Origin of the sequence: Achromobacter marplatensis, from assembly GCF_002209535.1 — a bacterium.
Taxonomy (GTDB): domain Bacteria; phylum Pseudomonadota; class Gammaproteobacteria; order Burkholderiales; family Burkholderiaceae_B; genus Achromobacter; species Achromobacter marplatensis.
Genome location: NZ_NJIG01000003.1, coordinates 538,520 through 559,477, shown reverse-complemented (window position 1 = coordinate 559,477; position 20,958 = coordinate 538,520). Strand labels below are relative to the sequence as shown.

Annotated in this window: 21 protein-coding genes, 1 tRNA gene and 1 riboswitch; of the genes, 13 read left to right on the top strand and 9 right to left on the bottom strand. The window is 64.7% G+C overall.

All coding sequences use genetic code 11. From position 1 onward, the window contains the following. The first annotated feature begins 84 nt into the window (after positions 1-84). Together CEY09_RS09550 and CEY09_RS09545 are read left to right on the top strand one after the other, a co-directional pair. Positions 85-768: a MarC family NAAT transporter gene (locus CEY09_RS09550; RefSeq protein ID WP_088588438.1), complete on the top strand. Its 684-nt coding sequence runs from the start codon at positions 85-87 to the stop codon at positions 766-768. After that, positions 755-1,807, top strand: a complete 1,053-nt coding sequence (locus tag CEY09_RS09545; RefSeq protein WP_088588437.1) for an Lnb N-terminal periplasmic domain-containing protein — start codon at positions 755-757, stop codon at positions 1,805-1,807. The genes CEY09_RS09550 and CEY09_RS09545 overlap by 14 nt, the downstream gene beginning before the upstream one ends. A 12-nt stretch (positions 1,808-1,819) precedes the next feature. Here CEY09_RS09545 and CEY09_RS09540 read toward each other — a convergent pair whose 3' ends face one another. Beyond that, positions 1,820-2,458: a TetR/AcrR family transcriptional regulator gene (locus tag CEY09_RS09540; protein ID WP_088588436.1), complete on the bottom strand. Its 639-nt coding sequence runs from the start codon at positions 2,456-2,458 to the stop codon at positions 1,820-1,822. Between the two features lie 162 nt (positions 2,459-2,620). Between CEY09_RS09540 and CEY09_RS09535 the strand changes: the two genes are divergently transcribed. After that, positions 2,621-2,818, top strand: a complete 198-nt coding sequence (locus CEY09_RS09535; protein WP_088588435.1) for a hypothetical protein — start codon at positions 2,621-2,623, stop codon at positions 2,816-2,818. A 125-nt stretch (positions 2,819-2,943) separates the two neighbouring features. Here the strand turns inward: CEY09_RS09535 and CEY09_RS09530 are convergent, their stop codons facing one another. The 3 genes from CEY09_RS09530 to CEY09_RS09520 form a co-directional block, all read right to left on the bottom strand. Continuing rightward, positions 2,944-4,080 (bottom strand): porin, encoded by a 1,137-nt coding sequence (locus CEY09_RS09530; RefSeq protein ID WP_167390040.1) that lies wholly within the window; start codon positions 4,078-4,080, stop codon positions 2,944-2,946. A 487-nt stretch (positions 4,081-4,567) separates the two neighbouring features. Further along, complete coding sequence (locus CEY09_RS09525; RefSeq protein ID WP_088588433.1) at positions 4,568-5,854, bottom strand: LLM class flavin-dependent oxidoreductase; 1,287 nt, start codon at positions 5,852-5,854, stop codon at positions 4,568-4,570. Between the two features lie 5 nt (positions 5,855-5,859). Then, positions 5,860-6,642: a 3-oxoacyl-ACP reductase gene (locus CEY09_RS09520; RefSeq protein ID WP_088588553.1), complete on the bottom strand. Its 783-nt coding sequence runs from the start codon at positions 6,640-6,642 to the stop codon at positions 5,860-5,862. 108 nt (positions 6,643-6,750) lie between these two features. Beyond that, a riboswitch (TPP riboswitch) is annotated at positions 6,751-6,858 on the top strand. 104 nt (positions 6,859-6,962) lie between these two features. Here CEY09_RS09520 and CEY09_RS09515 point away from each other — a divergent pair. After that, positions 6,963-8,414 carry a sodium:solute symporter family protein gene (locus tag CEY09_RS09515; protein ID WP_088588432.1) on the top strand — a complete coding sequence of 484 codons (1,452 nt, stop codon included), beginning with the start codon at positions 6,963-6,965 and terminating at the stop codon, positions 8,412-8,414. A gap of 70 nt (positions 8,415-8,484) precedes the next feature. Here CEY09_RS09515 and CEY09_RS09510 read toward each other — a convergent pair. Together CEY09_RS09510 and xth are read right to left on the bottom strand one after the other, a co-directional pair. Next, a tRNA-Ala gene (locus tag CEY09_RS09510) sits at positions 8,485-8,560 on the bottom strand. Between the two features lie 67 nt (positions 8,561-8,627). After that, on the bottom strand, positions 8,628-9,410 hold the full coding sequence (xth, locus tag CEY09_RS09505) for an exodeoxyribonuclease III (protein WP_006224089.1): 783 nt from the start codon (positions 9,408-9,410) through the stop codon (positions 8,628-8,630). Between the two features lie 280 nt (positions 9,411-9,690). On the opposite strand from xth, the gene CEY09_RS09500 reads away from it, so the two are divergent. Beyond that, positions 9,691-9,900 (top strand): hypothetical protein, encoded by a 210-nt coding sequence (locus tag CEY09_RS09500; RefSeq protein WP_006224088.1) that lies wholly within the window; start codon positions 9,691-9,693, stop codon positions 9,898-9,900. 27 nt (positions 9,901-9,927) lie between these two features. On the opposite strand, the gene CEY09_RS09495 is transcribed toward CEY09_RS09500, so the two are convergent. Then, entirely contained in the window at positions 9,928-10,731 is an 804-nt protein-coding gene (locus CEY09_RS09495; protein WP_088588431.1) for a FadR/GntR family transcriptional regulator, read from the bottom strand. Between the two features lie 272 nt (positions 10,732-11,003). Between CEY09_RS09495 and CEY09_RS09490 the strand changes: the two genes are divergently transcribed. After that, a complete protein-coding gene (locus CEY09_RS09490; protein WP_167390054.1) occupies positions 11,004-12,440 on the top strand; it encodes an aldehyde dehydrogenase family protein in 1,437 nt (478 codons plus the stop codon). A gap of 112 nt (positions 12,441-12,552) precedes the next feature. Further along, a complete protein-coding gene (locus CEY09_RS09485; RefSeq protein WP_006224085.1) occupies positions 12,553-13,257 on the top strand; it encodes a riboflavin synthase in 705 nt (234 codons plus the stop codon). 32 nt (positions 13,258-13,289) lie between these two features. Here the strand turns inward: CEY09_RS09485 and CEY09_RS09480 are convergent, their stop codons facing one another. Further along, positions 13,290-14,786, bottom strand: coding sequence for a M81 family metallopeptidase (locus tag CEY09_RS09480; protein ID WP_088588430.1), 1,497 nt, complete (start codon positions 14,784-14,786; stop codon positions 13,290-13,292). Here CEY09_RS09480 and CEY09_RS31910 point away from each other — a divergent pair. Further along, on the top strand, positions 14,785-15,081 hold the full coding sequence (locus CEY09_RS31910) for a hypothetical protein (RefSeq protein WP_143219548.1): 297 nt from the start codon (positions 14,785-14,787) through the stop codon (positions 15,079-15,081). The genes CEY09_RS09480 and CEY09_RS31910 overlap by 2 nt on opposite strands. Positions 15,082-15,101: 20 nt before the next feature. After that, positions 15,102-15,686 (top strand): spermidine N1-acetyltransferase, encoded by a 585-nt coding sequence (gene speG / locus CEY09_RS09475; protein ID WP_006224082.1) that lies wholly within the window; start codon positions 15,102-15,104, stop codon positions 15,684-15,686. Positions 15,687-15,735: 49 nt separating this feature from the next. Here the strand turns inward: speG and CEY09_RS09470 are convergent, their stop codons facing one another. After that, positions 15,736-18,081 (bottom strand): heavy metal translocating P-type ATPase, encoded by a 2,346-nt coding sequence (locus tag CEY09_RS09470; protein ID WP_377785545.1) that lies wholly within the window; start codon positions 18,079-18,081, stop codon positions 15,736-15,738. A 131-nt stretch (positions 18,082-18,212) separates the two neighbouring features. Here CEY09_RS09470 and cadR point away from each other — a divergent pair, with 131 nt between their 5' ends. From cadR to CEY09_RS09450, 4 genes are all read left to right on the top strand, one after another. Continuing rightward, positions 18,213-18,647, top strand: coding sequence for a Cd(II)/Pb(II)-responsive transcriptional regulator (gene cadR / locus CEY09_RS09465; RefSeq protein WP_006224078.1), 435 nt, complete (start codon positions 18,213-18,215; stop codon positions 18,645-18,647). Between the two features lie 90 nt (positions 18,648-18,737). Continuing rightward, a complete protein-coding gene (locus tag CEY09_RS09460) occupies positions 18,738-19,331 on the top strand; it encodes a nitroreductase family protein (RefSeq protein ID WP_088588428.1) in 594 nt (197 codons plus the stop codon). Positions 19,332-19,430: 99 nt separating this feature from the next. After that, complete coding sequence (locus CEY09_RS09455; RefSeq protein WP_088588427.1) at positions 19,431-19,943, top strand: sigma-70 family RNA polymerase sigma factor; 513 nt, start codon at positions 19,431-19,433, stop codon at positions 19,941-19,943. After that, positions 19,940-20,911 carry a FecR family protein gene (locus tag CEY09_RS09450; RefSeq protein WP_088588426.1) on the top strand — a complete coding sequence of 324 codons (972 nt, stop codon included), beginning with the start codon at positions 19,940-19,942 and terminating at the stop codon, positions 20,909-20,911. Before CEY09_RS09455 ends, CEY09_RS09450 begins: the two co-directional genes overlap by 4 nt. The last annotated feature ends 47 nt before the right edge of the window (positions 20,912-20,958 follow it).

The following is a 20,958-nucleotide window of genomic DNA, read 5'->3' as shown; positions in this document are numbered from 1 at the left end:
TAAGGTAGAGTGCATTACACGATTGAACCGTTGAATCCGGCAAGCCGCCCGTTGCGGCGCGCGCCAATTTTTGTTGTGAGTTCCATGATTGATGACCTGATCCAACTGGGCAAGCTGATCAGCCTTGGTTTGGCGCTGATGCTGCCGCTGGCCAATCCGCTGACTTCCATGACGCTGCTGTTGTCCCTTGGCCAGCAGATCCCCTACAAAGAGCGTGAACGCCAGGTTACCCAGGCCGCCTTCTATGTCGTCGGCATCATGCTGGTGACCTATTACGCGGGCGCGTGGATCATGCACACCTTCGGCATATCAATCCCGGGCTTGCGCATCGCCGGCGGCCTGATCGTGGTCAGTATCGGGTTCAGCATGCTGTTTCCGCCTGCCGAGTCGCGCACGCTGGAATCCGAGGCGGCGGCCGACGCGCAGCAGCGGCAAACACCGAACATCGCGTTCGTACCGCTGGCGCTGCCCGGCACGGCGGGGCCGGGCACCATCGCCATGATCATCAGCGGCGCTGCGTCGGTGGATACCGCGATCACGCCCGACTACGCGCCGTGGGTGATCGCGGTGACACCCGTCATCGTGTTCGCGTTGCTCGGTGTCTTCTTCTGGGTGTGCCTGCGTTCGGCAGGCCGCATCGTGGCCGTGATCGGCCAAAGCGGCGTCGAAGCGATCTCGCGCGTCATGGGCTTCCTGCTGGTCTGCATGGGCGTCCAATTCGTGATCAACGGCGTTCTGGAAATCGTGAGCCAGCATGCAGGCGGCTAGCCAGTCGGCCGGCGGCGGTTGGCTGCGCCGTGGCGCCTCCTTCGCAGGCCGCCTCATCGGCAGCCTGCTGGTCGCGGCATCCGCCGTGTGGGGCGTCTTGGCGCTGGTTTATCAGGCGCCGGGCGGACGATGGGGCAAGGCGGCGGCCATCCTGCTCTGGGCGGTGCTGTGCATCGGGGCGCTGATTGCCTTGTGGCGGGCGGGCCCATGGCGCCGGCGCGCCGCATGGGCTTACGTGGCCGGCTTGGTTGCGCTGTGCGGATGGTGGCAGACGCTTGCGCCGTCCAATGACCGCATCTGGGCCGATGATGTGGCGAAGATGCTGCGGGGCACGGTCCATGGGCCGATCGTCACGCTGGAGAATGTGCGCAATTTCGATTGGCGCTCGGACAACGACTACACCGTACGCTGGGAAACCCGTCAATACGACCTGGACCAACTGGAGTCGGTAGACATGGCGCTGTCGTACTGGGCAGGCCCCGCGATCGCCCATACGCTGGTGTCGTTCGGTTTCGCGGACGGCCGTCACGTGGTGTTCTCGGTCGAGATCCGCAAAGAGCGCGGCGAGCAATTCTCGGAGATCGGCGGATTTTTCAAGCAGTTTGAACTAAGCGTGGTGGCCGCCGAAGAGCGCGACATCCTGTATGTCCGCGCAGGTCCACGCGGCGAAAGCGTCTACCTGTATCCGGTGCGCATGCCCGTGCCCGCCATGCGCGAGCTGTTCCTGTCGTACGTCTCGACCGCCAACGCACTGGTCGATACGCCCCGCTTCTATCACACGGTGACCGCCAACTGCACGACGCTGGTCTATCAAATGGTGCGCGCCATCGTACCGGGCTTGCCGCTGGACTCCCGCATCCTGTTATCGGGCTATCTGCCTGAGTACCTGTACGAGCAGGGTGGGCTGGATGCCAGCGTGCCGTTGGAGGTCTTGCGCCGGCAGGCCGCAGTCGGCCCGCTTGCCGCCCCGGGTGGTGACGCCGTGGCGTTTTCCCGTCAGATTCGCCGGCATGATGCCCCCCCGGGCGCCACGCCATAGCGCCGATGGCAACTACGCCTGATAGGCGCGCAGCAGAGTCTCGACGCCGTAATGACAGGTGGCCAGATGGTCGGCGTGCGGGCCCTCGGCATAACCGCCAACCAACCGGGCATGGAACGCAATGCCATTGATCAGGTTGCCCAGGGTCAGCGCGGCCTGGCGCGGATCGTCGATCTTGAGTTCGCCCCGTTCGCAGGCGTGCCGCAGGCACTGTTCCAGCGGCGTATGGACCTGGCGGTCCACCGCCTCCTGCAAAGCCGCGGCCAGTTGCGGCATCCGGTGGCATTCGGACACCAGCAGGCGATGCAGGGCGGCCGACCTGGGTTGGACGGCGTAGGCCAGCAGGCGCACGGCCAGATCGTGCAGGGCCGAGCCAACGGCTTGACCGCAGGGGGTCGCCAGGAACACCGCGGTCCGCAAATTGTCCAACTCGTACTGCAATACCGCGGCCAGCATGCCTTCTTTGTTGCCGAATAGCTGATAGGCGGTCGCGGCGGACCCACCGGCTTGCTGCACGATGCGTTGGATGGACGTCTGCGCATAACCGTGTTCCAGCAGGGACTGGCTGGCGACTTCAAGCAGCCGCAGCCGCCGGGCTTCGCCCTTGCTGGTCAATGCGCGTGAGGTCGAATCGGTCGAATCGCAGATCACCTGTTTCTCCCTGTTTCCGAAGCGTGATGTCAGACGAATTTACTGGACTTTGAGCTTGTAATGTAGAGTACATTACATTCTTAAGCGCTTCACGCGTGCGCATTCTCACGTGGGTTTTGGGTCTGGTATCGAAACCGGGCTGTTTTGAAGGAGGGCGCCAAGATGTTGTGGTTGGCCCTGAGTATTGCCCTGATTGTCGCGGTCGCCATCGGTGCGACCCTGTTACGCCACCCCGGCGTTGTCCTTTACGACTGGATCGCCACTCGTCAAGCTGCCGCTCGCGCGCGTCCTGCCACGGGCGCCCCGCAGACGCAGCCCCGCCCCGCCAAACACGCCGAACCCGCCGCCCTGGCGGGATAGCTCTGGCAGCTTATTCCCTGGCGGCCACTACCCGCAAAGACGAAAAAAAGGCCATCCCGTTTGGGATGGCCTGAAGTCAGAAAGGGCGCCCCGACTCTGCTCAGTTAGGGCGGCCCGTCGCCTGCTTAGAAGCGATGGCGGATACCGACGCCAACCGTGCTCATCTTGTTGCCGTCGATGAAAGCGGCGCCATCGGCGTAGGACGCCAGGGCGTACAGGTTGGTCCGCTTGGACAGGTCGTACGTGTAACCCAGGCTGTAGATGTCCATGGCGTACAGGTTCTTGTTCGGATCAGCACGCTGCCACGACGCGAAGACGTTGCTGGCGCCGCCGATCGGCGCGCTCACGCCGACCATGTACGAGTTGATGCGCAGGCCGTCCCACGTGAAGCGGCCATTGGTGAAGCCTTGGCCGGTGGCGGAGCCGCCGACGTGCTGACGGCCGCCCATCAGTTCGAAATCCTGGCCAGCGAACACGCCGTCTTCCGAACGGCCATAAGCCAGCGACAGCTTGACCACTTCGAAGTCGTAGGCGCCGCCGATGATGAATTGTTGCGGCTTCGGCTGGTTGGGCTTGCGGTATTGCACGTCGTACGACAGCGCCAGCTTCAGGGGGCCGTTGTCGTAGCGCACGCCGGCCGTCCAGGCGCGGTTGTTTTCCTTGGTTTTGAAAGCGGTCGGGCCTTCGACGTCATCCGTCGAGAACGAGTAGCCCACGCCGCCCTGGAAACCGCTCCAGACCGGGGTCTGGTACATGACCATGTTGTCATAGCGGACCGTGTTGGCCGCGCTGAATGCCATACCCATGTTCGCGTTCAGATAGTCCAGCGAGAACGGGTCGATGTCGCCGAAGTACTTGGATGCGATGTTGGTCTGACGACCCAATTCGAGCAGACCCCATTGGTCGCTGTTCAAGCCGATCGTGGCTTGGCGGCCGAACAGGCGGTCGCCTTGCGAACGGTTGCCGTTATTGGCCGTGAAGCCGCTTTCCAAGGTGAAGACCGCCGAGAGGCCGTCGCCCAGATCTTCGGTGCCGCGCAGGCCGAAGCGGGAACCGTTCTGGATGCCGTCATTCATACCGATCTGGGATTGATAGCTACCGCCATGCTCGCCGCGATTCGAATCGGTGGTGCCCACCTTGCCGCGTTGGTAGGTCAGACCCAGGTCGACGATACCGTACAGGGTGACAGACGTCTCAGCCTGTGCTGCGCCGGCCATGCCAGCCAGAATCGCGCCTACGAGCAAAGTTTTTGTTAGTTTCATATCCACATCCGGTTCTAAGGCTTGTATTGCCTGCTTTCAGCGCCGTGAAAGCAGCCCAGGCCTCAACAATAGGCAACGCTGCGGGAAAACATGAAACTGAAAATTACATAATGGTTCGGAATATACAAATCAGGGTCAGATTTAAGTGCGCTCTCTCTGACGCTCGGCTGACTTGAAAAGAATTAGTTACTTGGCTCACATCTAAAAACTGAGTGTTTATGGCTTAAGAACAACACTTGCCACGAAACTGCTCATTCCGAATTCGGAATCCTACGACTAGGCATTGATATTGTTCAAGAAAAACTTGTCAGGCTGTTGCGTACAAATTGATAAAGTGTGTCTATCATTTCGTTGCGATTGAGACGGCATCGCATCTGTATGCGATCGTTCATGTTCGTCCAGCCATGAAAAAGCGCATCGCGCCGGTCCGGCGGATGCGCAGTTACAGGGCCAGATTTCGCCCCGGTGTGCGGTGATTGGCTGCCGATCAGCGGCCCGGTCTTTGCAGTCCCAGATGGCCGCGCAGCGTGCTGTGTTCATACTCGGTGCGAAACAGCCCGCGCTTCTGCAGGACGGGAACGACGTGGTCGACAAAGTCGTCGATGCCGCCCGGCAAGGCTGGGGGCATCAAGTTGAAGCCGTCTGCTCCTTCGTTTCTGAACCAGGTTTCCATCTGATCCGCGATCTGCTCGGGCGTGCCGACCATGGTGCAATGGCCGCCGCCGGCGGCTAGCCGGCCCAGCAACTGGCGCACGGTGGGCTGCTCGGTCTCGATGATCCGCAGAATGGTCGCGTAGCGGCCTTTCGGTCCCTTGAAATCGGACAAGGGGGGAAGCGCGGGGACCGGCGCGTCCAGTTCCCACGCCGAGCAGTCCTGCAGCACGAAGGTTCCTAATTGGCGCAGCGACGCATCGCTGGGCAGCAGGACGTCAAGCTCGCGTTGCTTGGCGCGGGCTTCGGCTTCGGTAGCGCCGACATAGGTGACCAGGCCTGGCATGATCGGGACAAAGACGTCGCGGCCTGCGGCGCGCACGCGCTGCTTGATGTCGCGGTAATAGGACTGCGCCGCGGGCAGGTCGTACGCCACGGCGTAAATGGCCTCGGCGCGCCGGGCGGCCAGATCGCGACCCTGGTCGGAGGCGCCGGCCTGGAACAGCACGGGGTGGCCCTGCGGCGGGCGCGGGACGGTCAGCGGGCCGTCGACCAGGAAATGGTCGCCGTGATGGTGAATCGGATGAACCCGTTCAGGCACGCCGTACACCCCCTCGCGGTCGATCGCCAGCGCCTCGTCTTCCCACGAGTCGAACAGGCGCAGCGCGACATCCACGAATTCTTCGGCGCGGGCATAGCGCCAGTCGTGTCCAGGCATGGCTTCGTAGCCATGGTTGCGCGCCTCGGCGTCGAACATGGAGGTCACCACGTTCCAGCCCATGCGGCCGCCTGAAATGTGGTCCAGGGACGCGACCATGCGGGCGGCGTGGAAGGGCGTGAAGAAGGTGCTGGAGACGGTGCTGATCAGGCCGATGCGGGTCGTGGCCCGCGCGATGGCCGCCATGGTGGTCAGCGGTTCCAGATACCAGCGCGGTCCATCGCCGATATTGTCCATCGACTGTCCGTCGGCGAAGAAAATGGCATCCAGCTTGCCGCGCTCGGCGGTGCGGGCCAGGGCTTCGTAATAGCTGATGTCGCCCAGACGTTCGGCCGCGGAATCCGGGTGGCGCCACGCTGCGCGGTGGTGGCCGCAACCGAAGATGAACAGGTTCAGGTGCATCATGGCGGTCAATTCTTGACGAGCCCGCCGTCCACGACCAGGTTCTGGCCGGTCACGCTGCGCGACCAGGGGCTGGCGAAGAACAGCACGGCGTCGGCGAATTGCTCGGGCGTGGTGACGGTGCGCAGCGGCGTGCTGGCGGCGATCAGGTCGAACACCGCTTCGGGCGTGGCGGCCGACGCGTCGGTCGTGCGCAGCAAACCGCCCGACACCATGTTGACGGTAATGCCGTCGGGGCCAAGGTCCTGCGACAACGTGCGCGTGAACGACAGCAGGGCGGCTTTGGCGGCCGTGTAGTCGTGGTAGGGCACCACGGGGTTCTGGACCAGGTTGGTGCCGATATTGATGATGCGGCCGACGCCGGCGCCGCGCATGCCGGGCAGGGCCGCCTGCGTGGTGTTCAGCGCACCGCGCACGCTGCCTTCGATCTGCTGGTTCAGGTTGTCCCAGGTCAGCGTGTCGGCGTGCGGGCGGGCGTCGCCATTGAACTGGAAGGCGGGCAAGGCATTGTTGACGACGGTCGTGACCGGCATGCCGAAGTGGCTTTGCGCCTGCGCGACCATGGCTTGCACCGCCTGCGCATCGCGCACGTCGGCCTGGATGGCTAGCGCGCGACCCGGCTCGGTGGCGGCCAGCGCCTGCGCGGCGTCGGCGCTGTTCAGGTAATTGATGACCACACGGGCGCCTTCGCGCAGGAAGGCGCGCGTGATGTGCGCGCCCAGGCCGCGGGCGCCGCCCGTGACAATGACCAGTTGTTCGTTCAGGGCGGGGGCGGAGTGTGCAGGTGACATGATCGGGCTCGTCGTTTCCATCGGCAGGCACGCAAACGGGTGCCGCAAGCGGGCGAACTTAGCATGAAACCATGCGTTGACATTGCCTCGCCGCTCTCCTAATCTTGCGGCAATTCCTGGGGGAGCCCTGTTTCGGGCTGAGACTCCGCGTCGTCGCGGTAACCCTTTGAACCTGATCCGGGTAATGCCGGCGAAGGGAAGGACATCGCACGACTCGTGCGCCCTCCCTAGCTTTTCATCCATCTTGCGGCCCCAGCATCCAGTCGGGCCGCTTTGTCGCGCGCCCGGCTGCCGGCCGGTCGCGGGAGGGCTGTACCACCATGTTGACCCAATCCACCGCCTTGATGTGGCTGCTGCTGTTTTCAGGCGGTTTCGCGCTGGCCAGCGTGCTCTACACGCGGCGCAAGCGCGGCACGCTGGAAGACTACATCGTGGCCCGCAACAGCCAGGGCGCCTTCGGCACCATCCTGACGCTGATGGCATCCACCTTGGGCGCCTGGATCCTGTTCTCGCCGGCACAGGCCGCGACGTGGGGCGGCCTGGCCGCGGTGATCGGCTATGCGCTGGGTTCCATGTCGCCGCGCCTGGTGATGATTCCGCTGGGGCGGCGCATGCGCGAACTGATCCCGCACGGGCACACGCTGACTGAATTCCTGATGGCGCGTTACGGGCGGCCCATGTACGGGCTGGCGCTCTTCATCATGCTGTTCTATCTCTTCATCGCCTTGTCGGCCGAAGTGACCGCGATCGCCAAACTGGTCACCATGCTGGCGCCGGTGCCGCTGTGGGCGACCGCGGCCATCGTGATGGGCACGACCCTGCTGTACACGACGTACGGCGGGTTGCGTTCGTCGATCTTCACGGACCAGGTGCAGATGATGGTCATCGTGCCCTTGCTCGTGATTCTGTGCGTGGTCGGCTGGCAGGCGGCGGGCGGCGCGTTGCCGACGATCGAAGCGTTGCAGGCCAAGGCGCCCCAATTGCTGGACGTGACGGATCCGGGTGGCGTGAAGGCCGGGCTGACGTTTTTCGTGGCGATCCTGCTGACGGGCATTTTTCACCAGGGCAACTGGCAGCGCATCTATGCCGCGAAAGACGCGCGGGCGATGCGCAACGGCTTCCTGTTGGGAGGCATCCTGGCTGCCCCGTTCATCTTTTTGATGGGTTTGTTCGGCCTGGCCTTCGTGGGGCTGGCCCCGGCGGGCGACAGTTCGATCGCGCTGTTCAGCGTCATCATGCCGCATGCACCCGCGTGGTTTGTCATCGCGCTGATTCCGCTGGGCCTGTCGCTGGTGATGAGCACGGCCGACACGGCGATCAGCGCGGTGTCCAGCATCGTCGCCGTAGACATGCGCCGCCTGATGCCCAACGCGAACGGCATGGACATGAAGCGGCTGGCCCGCTGGGCGGTGCTGCTGCTGGCCATCCCGGTCATGATCGTGGCGTCCCAGGGATACAGCGTGCTGTACCTGTTCCTGTTGGCCGACCTGCTGTGCTCGGCTGCCGCCTTCCCGGTGTTCTACGGCTTGTTCAGCCGCAAGCATGACGGCCTGACCGCGACCACCGCGACGGTCTCTGGCCTGGTGGCGGGCCTGTTCTTCTTCCCCGCGCCCGGCGACAAGCCGACGTTCCTGTTGGAATCCTTCTTGTTGGCGGCGTTCGTTCCAGTCGCAACGACCGTGCTGATGCGCTTGTTGCGGCGCGGCCGCCAGGAATTCGATTTCGCGACGCTGAGCGCGGCCGTGCGCCGGCTGGATCAGGACGCGGTGTAGGGCAAACGCGGCGGTAAAACAAAAAAGCCTTGGACCACATGACGTGTCCAAGGCTTTTTTGTCTGGAATTTGGTGGAGCGGAGGAGGATCGAACTCCCGACCTTCGCATTGCGAACGCGACGCTCTCCCAGCTGAGCTACCGCCCCATGAAGCAAGACCAAAACTATACAGGAACAATCTGGCGGCGCGCAACACGCCGCCAGACAAAAATTTTCAGACGAATTCCAGGGTGGCGATCACCGGTGCGTGGTCCGACGGCTGCTCATTGCGGCGGGGTTCCTTGTCGATCACGCAGGCGACGCAGCGCTTGACCAGCGGGGCCGACAAGAGCACGTGGTCGATCCGCAGGCCGGCGTTGCGGCGGAAGGCGAACTGGCGGTAATCCCACCACGAAAACGACTTTTCCGGCTGTTCGAACAGGCGGAAGGAATCCGTCAGGCCCAGGTCGAGCAAAGCACGCAGCGCGGCGCGTTCCGGTTCGGACACAAGGACCTGGCCTTCCCATTTCTCGGGGTTGTGCACGTCTTCGTCGGCGGGGGCGATGTTGTAGTCGCCCAGCACGGCCAGGCGCGGGTACTGCTTGATCTCTTCGGCCAACCAGTTGTGCATGGCCTCGTACCAGGCCAGCTTGTAGACGTACTTGTCCGAATCCAGCGACTGGCCGTTGGGGCAGTAGGCGCACACGACGCGCACGTCGCCTTCGGGGCTGGGAAAGGTCAGGGCCAGGACGCGTTGCTGGGGGTCTTCGTAGCCGGGGATATTGCGCACCATGGAGGTGCCAGGCACGCGCGAAATGATGGCGACGCCGTTGTACGTTTTCTGGCCAGCCCAGACCGCGTGGTAGCCGGCTTCCTTGAAGGCGGCCTCGGGGAACTTGTCGTCAGTGAGCTTCAGTTCCTGGATGCACAGCACGTCGACCGGATTGGCGGCCAGCCAATCCAGCACTTGCTGCAGGCGCACGTTCAGGGAGTTCACGTTCCAGGTGGCTAATTTCATGGTTCTTATCGGTCGTTGACGAGTGCTGTGGCGCTTGCGCCAGCAAGTTCCGGAAAGACGCCGCTGGCTTGGATGCAGCATGCGCGACTGGCCGTGGCGGGCCATCCGGGCGAACGACGAATGATACCTTGCGTGGCCCAGGGTGTAGCGGGGCGCCGCGCTCCGTTTGCCGGGCCTGCGCGGCAAACACCGAAGCAACAATCTAGTGAGAATTGCTGAACATTATCGCCGGTATCATTTTGTAGTATCTCCACTGAAAGAATAATGAAAGGTGGAGAAAATGGCGATTTGCAGTGACTGCGAGGGCATCGTGCAGCAAACGCGCGGGGCGGCCGGCCATGCCGGGCTGATCAGCCTTGGGGCTGTGCGCAGCCTGGCGGCCGTCACCCGCAAGGCGAACCACGAAGCTTTTGTCTGCGGGGTTTGCGATACCGAATGGGACTACTTGCACGACAAGCGCGACCCCAAGGCCGGGTGGACGCGGAATTGAGGGGCGCAAACCCGCCGCGCAAGCGGGTCAATGCTCCGAGCCGCTGTTGAGCATCCGGCTTTTGGCCTTTTCGATATGCGCGCGCATGACGTTGCGGGCGCCGTCGGCGTCCTGGTCCCGGATCAGGCGGTAGATGTGACGGTGTTCTTCGATTGCGGCGCGCGTGCGCTTCCAGGGTTCGCTGTGGACCAGGTGGCGCATGACGTTCACGGCGTGGCTGACGTCGTACTCCAGCGATTTCAGGACCTGGACGAAGCGCTGGTTGCTGGTGGCCGCCGCGATGGCACGGTGAAAGCCGTAGTCGTGGTGGTGGGCGATGGCGCCTGAGGCGTCGGCCTCTTCGTAGCCCGTCAGCATGCGGTCCATCTCGCGCAGGTCGTCGGTGGTGCGGCGCAGGGCGGCCAGGTAGGCGCATTCGGGCTCGATCACCATGCGCAGCTCCAGGCCCTCCAGGATGTGGCCGACGCGGCGCGCAGGGTCCACGGCGGGCATGCCGCCCATCAGGTCGGGCTTGGCGCGCACATAGGTGCCTGATCCGCGGATGGAGTCGACCAACTGGTCTTCGCGCAATCGGTCGAGTGCTTGCCGGACCACAGGGCGAGATACCTCGAACAACGCCGCCAGTTCCAGTTCGGTGGGCAGCTTGTTGCCGGGCGCGATCTTGCCGGTGGCGATGGCGTAGAACAGGCTTTCATAGACGCGTTCGGCAAAGCGCTCGGCGCGCACATAGCCCAGGCCAGAGGCCACTTCGGCCAGCACGTCCAGTTCGGGACGGGGGCGGGCGGTGGCTTCCAACAACGATTCCAGCTGCGGGTCACGCACGTCGCTCATCGGCGCGCTCCTGATGAATATGCCGGGTTTGTCATTCGTGATGACAAGCCGCGGCGGGGTGGGATTCCGGTCTAAATCCCTGAAATATTAGGGATTACCCGAGGCTTCAGGAAAATGTCCTGAAGCTTGGGACAAAAGCTGTCAATTCAATTGACAAGTTACGGCGGCCTCTCGTACCTTGCTTGAAACCTCATGGATTCCTGCCCGAGACGCTGCACGCGCGTCGGCGCCTTTTCCGCAACCGGCCGTTCGGCCGCTACTTTACTCCGCACATCGTGACTCAGAAGAACTTTATCGCCAATGAATGGGTGGCTGCTGCTGCCGGTGAAACCATTCCCGTCCTGAACCCGTCCGATGGCAAGGCCTTCGAGGCGATCGCCCGGTCGGGCGAGGCAGATATCGACCGCGCCGTGCAGGCCGCCCGGCAGGCGTTTGAAGGCGAGTGGGGCCAGATGGCGCCCGCCGCGCGCAGCCGGTTGCTGATGCGCATCGCGTTTGCGCTGCTGGACCGCCAGGAAGAACTGGCGCAGCTGGAATCGGCCGATACGGGCAAGCCCATCAAGCAGGCCCGCGCGGACGCCGCGGCGGTTGCACGCTATTTCGAGTTCTATGCCGGCGCGGTCGACAAGCTGCATGGCGAGACCATTCCTTACACCCCGGGCTTCACCGTGCTGACCGTACGCGAAGCGCATGGCGTGACGGGCCACATCGTGCCCTGGAACTACCCTCTGCAGATCTTCGGCCGCAGCGTCGGCGCGGCGCTGGCCGCGGGCAACGCCTGCGTGGTCAAGCCCGCCGAAGACGCGTGCCTGTCGCTGTTGAAGCTGGCCGAGATCGCCGCCGAAGTGGGCCTGCCCGCCGGCGCGTTGAACATCGTCACCGGCTACGGCCATGAAGCCGGCGCTGCGTTGACCGCGCATCCGGGCATCGACCACATCTCGTTCACCGGTTCGCCGCAGACGGGCAAGATGGTGGCGCACGCCGCCGCGGAAAACCATGTGCCGGTCACGCTGGAACTGGGCGGCAAGTCGCCGCAGGTCGTGTTCGACGACGCCGACCTGGATGCCGCCATGCCGGTGCTGCTGGCCGCCATCATCCAGAACGCCGGCCAGACCTGCTCGGCCGGCAGCCGCGTGCTGATTCAGCGCGGCGTGTATGAGACCGTGATCAAGCGTCTGTCGGAGGCCTTCTCGGCCACCGTCACCGGCCCGGCCGCGCAAGACCTGGACGTGGGCCCGCTGATCAGCGCTCGCCAGCATGACCGCGTGCGGGGGTTCCTGGCCGAAGCAGAAAGCGAAGGCTTGAAGGTTGCCGCGCGCGGCAAGCTGAAGGACGGCACGCCGGAATCCGGCTACTACCAGCCGCCCGTGCTGTTCCGTGACGTGCCGCCCGACAGCCGCCTGGCGCAGGAAGAAGTGTTCGGCCCGGTGCTGGCCGCGATGGTGTTCGACACCGAGGAAGAAGCGCTGGAGATCGCCAACGGCACGCTGTACGGCCTGGTGGCCGGCGTGTGGACCCGCGATGGCGCGCGCCAGATGCGCCTGGCCCGCAAGCTGCGCGCCGGCCAGGTGTTCGTCAACAACTACGGCGCCGGCGGCGGCGTGGAGCTGCCGTTCGGCGGTTCGCGCCAATCCGGCTATGGCCGTGAAAAGGGCTTCGAAGCGCTGTACGGCTTCACCACGCTGAAGACCATCGCGATCCGTCATTGATCGCGCGGCGGGTGGCGTCCGCCACCCGGCCTTGCGGGGCGGCTCCTGGCAAAATATCGGTTAACGTTGATGTTTTGCTTCAGGGGCCTGCCGCCCCGTATTCAGGATCCGTATGTTCACCGGTATTGTTCAAGGCACCGCGAAGATCGCAAAGATCGCGGATCGCGAAGGCCTGCGCACCTTCACGCTGGATTTCCCCCCTGGTTTCTGCGTTGACCTGGCCATTGGCGCCAGCGTCTCGACGGACGGCGTTTGCCTGACCGTCACGGAACTGCTGTCAGATAACCAGGCGACCTTCGATGTCATGCTGCAAAGCCTGGCCATCACCACGCTGGGCAGCTACGTCGAAGGCGATCGCGCCAACGTCGAGCGCGCCGCCCGCGACGGGGCCGAGATCGGCGGCCACCCCTTGTCGGGCCATGTGGACTTCACGTCCGAAGTGGTCATGGTGAAGTCGTCCGACACCAATCGCCTGATGCGTTTCAGCATCCCTGAAGACTTCCGTAAGTACGTGTTCGCCAAGGGCTATATCGCCATCAACGGCGCCAGCCTGACCGTGTCGGAAGTGAACCGCGCCGAAGGCTGGTTCGAGGTCTGGCTGATTCCCGAAACCCGCCGCATGACGGTCTTCGAAGACAAGCAGGTGGGCGACTTCGTCAATATCGAAATCGAACGCAGCACCCAGGTGGTGGTGGATACCGTACGCGAGACGGTGCAGGAAAGCCTGGGCAAGCTGCAACCGCTGCTGGAGGCCATCCTGAAAGAGAAAGGGCTGACGCTGGAAGATTTCGTCAGCCCTCAGGGCAAGCTCAAGTAAGCCTGCCGGGCCAGGCGCCGTTTATCGGCTGGCTACCGGCGGGCGAAGGGCTGCCCCAGCGGCCGGACGCGGATGCCCGGCTGCAAGCGGGTCCAGGGCAAGTCCGCCGGGTCGGCCTGCATCGGGCCCGGCGCCTTGGCCACCAGCACCTCGTGCGCGATGGGCTGGAAGTCGGCCCGGAAATGCACGGAACTCTTTACTACCAGGATCGCCATGTCTTCGGGCTGCACGCCGCCCACGCGGAACAGGTTGCGGTCCAGCATCTGCGCCTTGCTGGCGCTGACCACGACGCGCACGCCGCCGATCCGCAAGCCCGCGACCGCTCCCAGGTCCACATCCATCCCATGCATCATCGGCCCGTCAAAGCGCAGCTTGCCGGGCGATAGCGTTTCCACCACGAATTCGCCTTCGAATGCCGTGTCGCCCGCGACGCCCGATTGGCCGCCCAGGCGTAGCGACACCGTCTTGCCGACGCCAGCGGCCGTCGCGGCTTGCACGGCTGCCGGATCATAGAAGAGGCCAAGCGCCGCGTTCTGCGCATCCGCTTCGACCAGCGCGCGCAGCATGCCCGTCGTGTTGGCGTCGCCGCCTGCGCCGGGATTGTCCTGGGTGTCGGCAATGACGACGGGGCGCGATGCGCCCGCCGTCAAGGCCTGCGCGCGTCGTACCGCGTCGGCCGGTTCCAGGAAGTCGGGCGACCATTGCGGTTCGAGTTCCATCACGCGCTGGTACAGCGCTTCGGTGACCTGTTCCACCGCCGCGGCATCCGTGCCGTAAGCCCAGACCACCGGGCCGCATTCCGGAAAGTCCGCCGCCGGAAAGCCGGGCGCGAACGAGATCGAGGCGACGCCCGGCGTCTGTTCCAGTTGCGCCAGCACCTCGTACACGCCCTGAGACGGCTGCAGCATCGTGCACATGCCGTTGATGGGGATCAGGAAGGGAAGGCGGCGTTCGCTGCGAGCCCATTGGCTGCCGGCCGCGATACGGGCCAACAGCAAGCGCGCGGCGTGTTCGCCGGTGTCGGCCATGTCCACATGCGGGTACGTGCGGAAGGCCGCCAGCCCGTCGGCCTCGTGCAGCATCTGCGCCGTGACGTTGGCGTGCAGGTCCAGGCTGGCGATGACCGGCACGTCCGGCCCCACGATCCCGCGCACGCGGGCCAGCAACTCGCCTTCGCCGTCATCCAGGTGTTCGGTGACCATGGCGCCGTGCAGGTCCAGGTAGACGGCGTCGTAAGGGCCCTTGCGCGCGGCATCCACGATTTCGCCGGCGATGCGCTCGTAGGCGTCGCGGGTGACGTGGGCGGACGGGCTGGCCCCGGCCCAGATCACGGGATTCACGGTGTGGCCCTGCGACTCGATGGCGTTGATGAAGCCGCCCGCGGGAATATTGACTGCGCGCAGCGCCAGCACGTCTTCGCCACGCACCATGGCGGGAAAGCCTTCACCCCGGACGAAGTTGTCGTAGCCCGCCTTGGAGGGCGCAAAGGTATTGGTCTCGTGCTGAAAGCCTGCCACCAGGATATGCATGTCTTTTCCTCTTGTTCATTGTGATAGCGCGCAACACCCGGCAGTGTGGCATGAGAGAGGCAGGCAAGCACCGAAAAAAAACGGCCAGGGTCGTGACCGCGTGGACGGACGATTCCCGCGTTCCGTGCCGGGTTCGGCGCGTCGCATGGCGTTACTTTTTCAATGGTTATTTATTTTCAGATCAAGCAATGGCAATGCTTTTAAGCCAATTATGGGCTGGGAGCCGCATAAAATGCCGATAAAATACCAAAACACCCATGAAAAGGTCGTCTTGAGGCGGATTCGACTACAATGACGCCACTTTCGGAGGTTTCTATGTCGGTAATATCCGATATCAAAATACGCCCCCTGGAGCGCGGCGACCTGCACTTCGTGCACAAGATCAACAATAACGACGTCATCATGCGTTATTGGTTCGAAGAGCCCTACGAGGCCTATGACGAACTGGTTGCCCTCTATGACCGCCACTTGCACGACCAGAACGAGCGGCGTTTCATCATCGAGCACGACACCGGCCAACCGGCCGGCCTGGTGGAGCTGGTGGAAATCGACTACATCCACCGCCGCGCTGAATTTCAGATCATCATCGCGCCCAGCTATCAAGGCCGGGGCTACGCCAAAGCGGCGACCCGCATCGCGGTGGGCTACGCGTTCCGCGTGCTGAACCTGCACAAGGTCTACCTGGTGGTGGACAAGGACAACATCGCGGCCGTGCACGTGTACGAACGCTGCGGCTTCCAGATCGAAGGCCTGTTGAAGGAAGAGTTCTTCTCCAACGGCGCTTATCGCGACGCCTATCGCATGGCGCTGCTGCAGCACGAGCACCTGCGTGATGTCGGCCCCGGCGCGCCGGACGCGCCCGTGCTGCGCGACTGGCCTCAGGAAGAACAGACGGGCTGAGGCCCGTCCGTCTTCCGTATTATTGTTTCCCGTCCTCTCGCGCTTCGGCTTACGCCGCGGCGCGCAGCAGGCGCAGGCCATTGGCGACCACCAGCAGGCTGGCGCCTACATCGGCGAAGACCGCCATCCATAGCGTCGCCTGGCCGGTCATGGCAAGCGTCAGGAACACCACCTTGATGCCGAGCGCCAGCGTGATGTTCTGGATCAGCACGCGATGCGTGGCGCGCGACAAGCGCAGGAAGGTGCCGATCTTGCGCAGGTCGTCGTCCATCAGGGCCACGTCGGCCGTTTCGATGGCGGTGCCCGTGCCGGCCGCTCCCATGGCAAAGCCGATATCAGCGCGGGCCAGCGCGGGGGCGTCGTTGATGCCGTCGCCCACCATGCCCACCCGCCCGCTGGGCGCCAGCTTGCTTTCGATGGCGGCCAGCTTGTCTTCGGGCAGTTGATCGCCCCGGGCTTCGTCGATGCCCACTTGCTTGGCGATGGCCTGCGCGGTGGGGGTGTTGTCGCCCGTCAGCATCAGGGTCCGCACGCCCAGCGCATGCAGGTCGGCAATGGCGGCCGCGCTGGTCGGCTTGACGGTGTCGGCCACGGCGGCCAACGCCAGGACGCGAAGGCCGTCGGTCAGCGCGATCGCGCTTTTGCCTTGGTGTTCCAGTTCATCCAGGCGCGCTTCCAGCTTGGGGCTGGACACGCCCAGTTCGCGCATCAGGCGGCGGTTGCCCAATTGATAGGTCACGCCGTCGATCTGCGCGCTGACGCCGCGCCCGGGCAGGGCCGTGAAAGCCTCGACGTCCAGCAAGATCTTGCCTTCATCGCGTGCCGCATTGGCCACCGCCAACGAGACGGGGTGGTCGGAACGGGCGGCCAGGCTGGCGGCGATCAGGGCCGCAGGCTGACGGGTCTGGTCGGACACGTCCCAATCCTGCAGGTCGGTCTGTACCGGTTTGCCGTGCGTCAGGGTGCCGGTCTTGTCCAGCGCCAGCCACTTCAGGTTGCGGCCTTCTTCCAGATAGACGCCGCCCTTGACCAGGATGCCGCGCCGCGATGCCGCGGTCAGGCCGCTGACGATGCTGACCGGCGTGGAGATCACCAGTGCGCACGGGCAGGCGATGATCAGCAGCGCCAGGGCGCGATAGATCGCGTCGAACCACGGTTGGTCCCACAGCAGGGGAGGCACTACGGCGACCAGCAGCGCCACGCCCACCACGGCGGGCGTGTAGATGCGCGAGAAGCGGTCGATGAAGCGCTGGGTGGGGGCGCGCGCGTCCTGGGCCTGCTCGACCGCGTGGATGATGCGGGCCAGCGTCGTGTTGCCGGCGGCCGCGGTTACGCGGTATTCGAACGAGCCGGACGCGTTCACGGTGGCGGCGAAGACGGGATCGTCCTGCCCTTTTTCCACGGGCAGGCTTTCGCCGGTGATGGGCGACTGGTCCACGGCCGAGCTGCCGCTGACGATGATGCCATCGGCAGCGATGCGTTCGCCCGGACGCACGCGCACCACATCGTCCACCTGCAGCTGCGCGGCAGGCACTTCAAGCCAGCGGCCGTCGGCCTGGCGCACGGTCGCCGTTTCCGGCGCCAGGTCCAGCAGGCCGCGGATGGCGTTGCGCGCGCGGTCCAGCGACCGGGCTTCGATCAGTTCGGCCACGTTGAACAGGAACATCACCATGGCGGCTTCGGGCCACTGGCCGATCAGCACGGCGCCGGTCACGGCGATGCTCATCAAGGCGTTGATGTTGAGGTTGCCGTTGCGCACGGCGATCCAGCCCTTGCGATAGGTAGTGACCCCGCAAGCCAGAATGGCAGCCACGGCAAATGCCGCCGTGATGCCCAGCGGCCAGCCGGCGAAATGCGAAAACTCGGACAGGGCGGCCAGCACGCCCGAACCGCCGATCAGCCACCAGTTCACGGGCTTGGCGGCGGGGGCAGGGGTGCGGGGCACCCCGTCGGCCAGCGGTTCCGGCGTCATGTCCAGCGACTTGATGGCAGCCATGATGCGGTCCAGCGCGCCCTCCGCATGGACGACCGTCAGCACGCGCTGCATCAGGTTGAAGTCCAGCGCATGCACCCCGTCCAGCCCGTCGAGCTTCTTGCGAATCAGTGTTTCCTCGGTGGGGCAGTCCATCTGCCCGATGCGCAGGCGGGCCAGCAACTGGCCGGGGCCGGCGGCAAGCGTGGCGCCGCCGTCGCTCGACAGTGAGAGGTTCTCCATGCTGTGGGCGTGGCCGCAGCAGGCGGCTTCCGGTTGCGCATGGCGATGGCCGTGATCATGGGCATGGTCATGCTTGTGGTCATGAGCGTGCTCGTGCTTGTGGTCGGCGTGATCGTGCCCCGCCTTGCCCCCCGCGTGTCCGCTGCCTGCGCAGCAGGCGTCTTCTTGCTTGGCGGGCAGGGGTGGTAGGGATTTGACTGGTGGGAGGGACATCTTCTTCGCCTTGTGTAAGCAGATGGTGGTATTCCACACCTTGGAGTTACTATAGGGTCAACCCCTTAATTCACTCGGATGCGATCCAGGGAGGCGCGATGCGTATTGGCGAATTGGCCACGGCGGCCGGTACCACGGTCGAAACCGTCAGGTACTACGAAAAAGAAGGGCTGCTGCCCGCGCCGGAGCGCGGCCTGAATAACTACCGTAGTTATGGGCAGCCCCATCTGGAAAGGCTGCGCCTGATCCGCAACTGCCGGGCGCTGGACATGACACAGGACGAGATCCGCGCCATCCTGTCCCTGGCCGACAATCATCAAACGGGATGCGGCCCTATTAATGAGCTGTTCGACGAACACATTTCCCACGTGGATGAACGCATCGCCGAACTGACGCAATTGAAGACGCAACTGACCGAATTGCGCCAGCGCTGCCTGTCGGCGCGGCCCGACGCGGAAGACTGCGGCATCCTGCACGGCTTGTCCGAAATGCAGGTCGAAGAGCGCCAGGAGCGGCATACGCACTTGGGCTGATGCCCTTGCTGCGGGGCGGGGGATACCCGCTCAAGCCGCCCTCATCGCTTAATATGAGAATCTGTTTCTTTCCCATTTGCGCCCGAATCAATGACCGTAACCACTACCGCCACTCCGCTGCACGCCCTGACCACGCGCCGTTCCGTGAAGTTCTTGCGGGGTCCGGCGCCCAAGCCCGACGAACTCGAACAAATCCTGCAAGCCGCCATGTCGGCTCCCGATCACGGCGCGCTGCGTCCGTGGCGTTTTGTCGTCATCCAGGGCGAGGCCATCGGCAAGCTGGCTGATGTCGCGCTGGAAGCGGTCAAGCGCAGCGGCGACCCGCGCATGACGCCTGAAAAGGAAAAATCGGTGCGCGAATGGATGGCCGGCGTGCCGCTGTTCGTCGCCGTGGCGCAGAAGATCGCGCACGACAACACCAAGATCCCCGAACACGAGCAACTGCTGGCCACGGGCTGCTCGGTCATGAACATCTTGAACGCCGTGCACATGCTGGGCTACGGCGCGTTCTGGAGCACGGGCGTAGGCACCTACGTCGAAGACGTGCAGAACGCGCTGGGCCTGGACTCGCTGGACTACCGTTTCCTGGGCTATCTGGCGATCGGCACGCCCGCTTGCGCGGTAGCGCCGGCCAATCGGCCCGACTACCGCGACTTCGTCACGGAGTGGACCGGTCCGGTCTGACCGCAAGCCAGGCATGTTGGGGGCGCCCGAGACAGGGCGCTTGCGTGCCGGGCAATAAATGACAATAATTCTTATTGTTAATTAGCCTGGCGCCTTTCCATGTCCTCATCCGCACAGCCCACGGAGCCTTCCGCTGCCGAGCTGTATGAAGCGCATCACTCCTGGTTGCAAGAGTGGCTGCGTCGCCGGCTGGGGTGCCGCCATGATGCGGCCGATCTGGCGCACGATACGTTCGTGCGTGTCCTGGCCGGCCGACAGGCCGACACCATCCGCGAACCTCGCGCGTTCCTGACCACATTGGCGCAGCGTACGCTGTTCACCTTCTGGCGCCGCCGTGAACTGGAGCGCGCGTATCTCGACAGCCTGGGCGCGTTGCCGCCCGCCACCGCGCCCAGCGAAGAAAGCCGTGCGCTGGTGGTCGAGGCCCTGATGCATATCGACCGCGCGTTGCAACGCCTGCCGCTCAAGGCGCGCCAGGCTTTCCTGTACAGCCAGCTCGACGGACTCGGCTATGCCGAGATCGCCGTGCGTGTCGGCGTATCCGTCATCACGGTGCGGCGCTACATGAAGCAGGCCATCACGCTATGCGTGGCGGCGCGCTTGGCTGAATGACCGCGCCGTTGCTGCCGGCCGATCTGGAATCGGCCGTGGATTGGATGGTGCTGTTGTCCTCGGGCAGCGTGGCCGCGGCCGACCGTGCGCGGTTCGAGCAGTGGCGGCTGGCGGATCCCCGCCATGGCGCGGCCTGGGATCAGGTCAATGCCGCCGTCAAGGATTCCTTTGCGGCGCTGGGCGGGGGCGAGCAGCGCCAGGCGGCCGGCCGCGCCTTGCTGACCCCGCCAGCCAGGCGGCGGATGCTGCGCAACGCGCTGGGCCTGGCGCTGGCGGCGGGCGGCCTGGCCGCGCTGGTCGACCGCCAGACCCCGCTCGGTACGCTGTCCGCCGACCTGCGCACGGGCACGGCCGAACGTCGCACCTATACCTTGCCGGACGGCAGCGAATTGACGCTGAATGCGCGCTCGGCCGTCGATCTGGATTTCAGCGCTGGCGTGCGGCGTGTGCGCCTGAAAGCGGGCGCGGTTTACGCACGTGTGGCGCCTGACGCCGAGAGACCGTTCATCGTCTCGACCGCCGAAGGCGAGGTGCAGGCGCTGGGCACGGTGTTCAGCGTGGCGCGCGGGGAAGAGGCTTGCGTCGCCAGCGTGGTTGAACATCGCGTCGAAGTGCGTGCCGCCGGCCAGCGCCGCGTGCTGCAGGCAGGCGAGGGCTTGCGGTTCGATGCGCAAGGCCTGGGCCAGCCGGAAACCGTACTGGCTGACGCTGCCGCCTGGCAAAGCGGCATGCTGGCCGTGCATGACGAGCCATTGGGCGCGGTGGTGCAAGCGCTGCGGCCCTATCGGCGGGGCCTCATCCGCATCACGCCGGCCGCCGCGCGGCTGCGCGTGTTGGGGGCGTTTCCGCTGGACGACACCGGCCGCGCGCTGGAGTCGCTGCGCCAGACCTTGCCGATCGACATCACGTCGCTGGGGGGCTGGCTCGTCAGCATCGATGTACGCGACCCCCGCGCTGAAAATAAATGATCACTTTTGTCCGCGTCGTTGGACATCCCTCCTGAAACACCAAACTG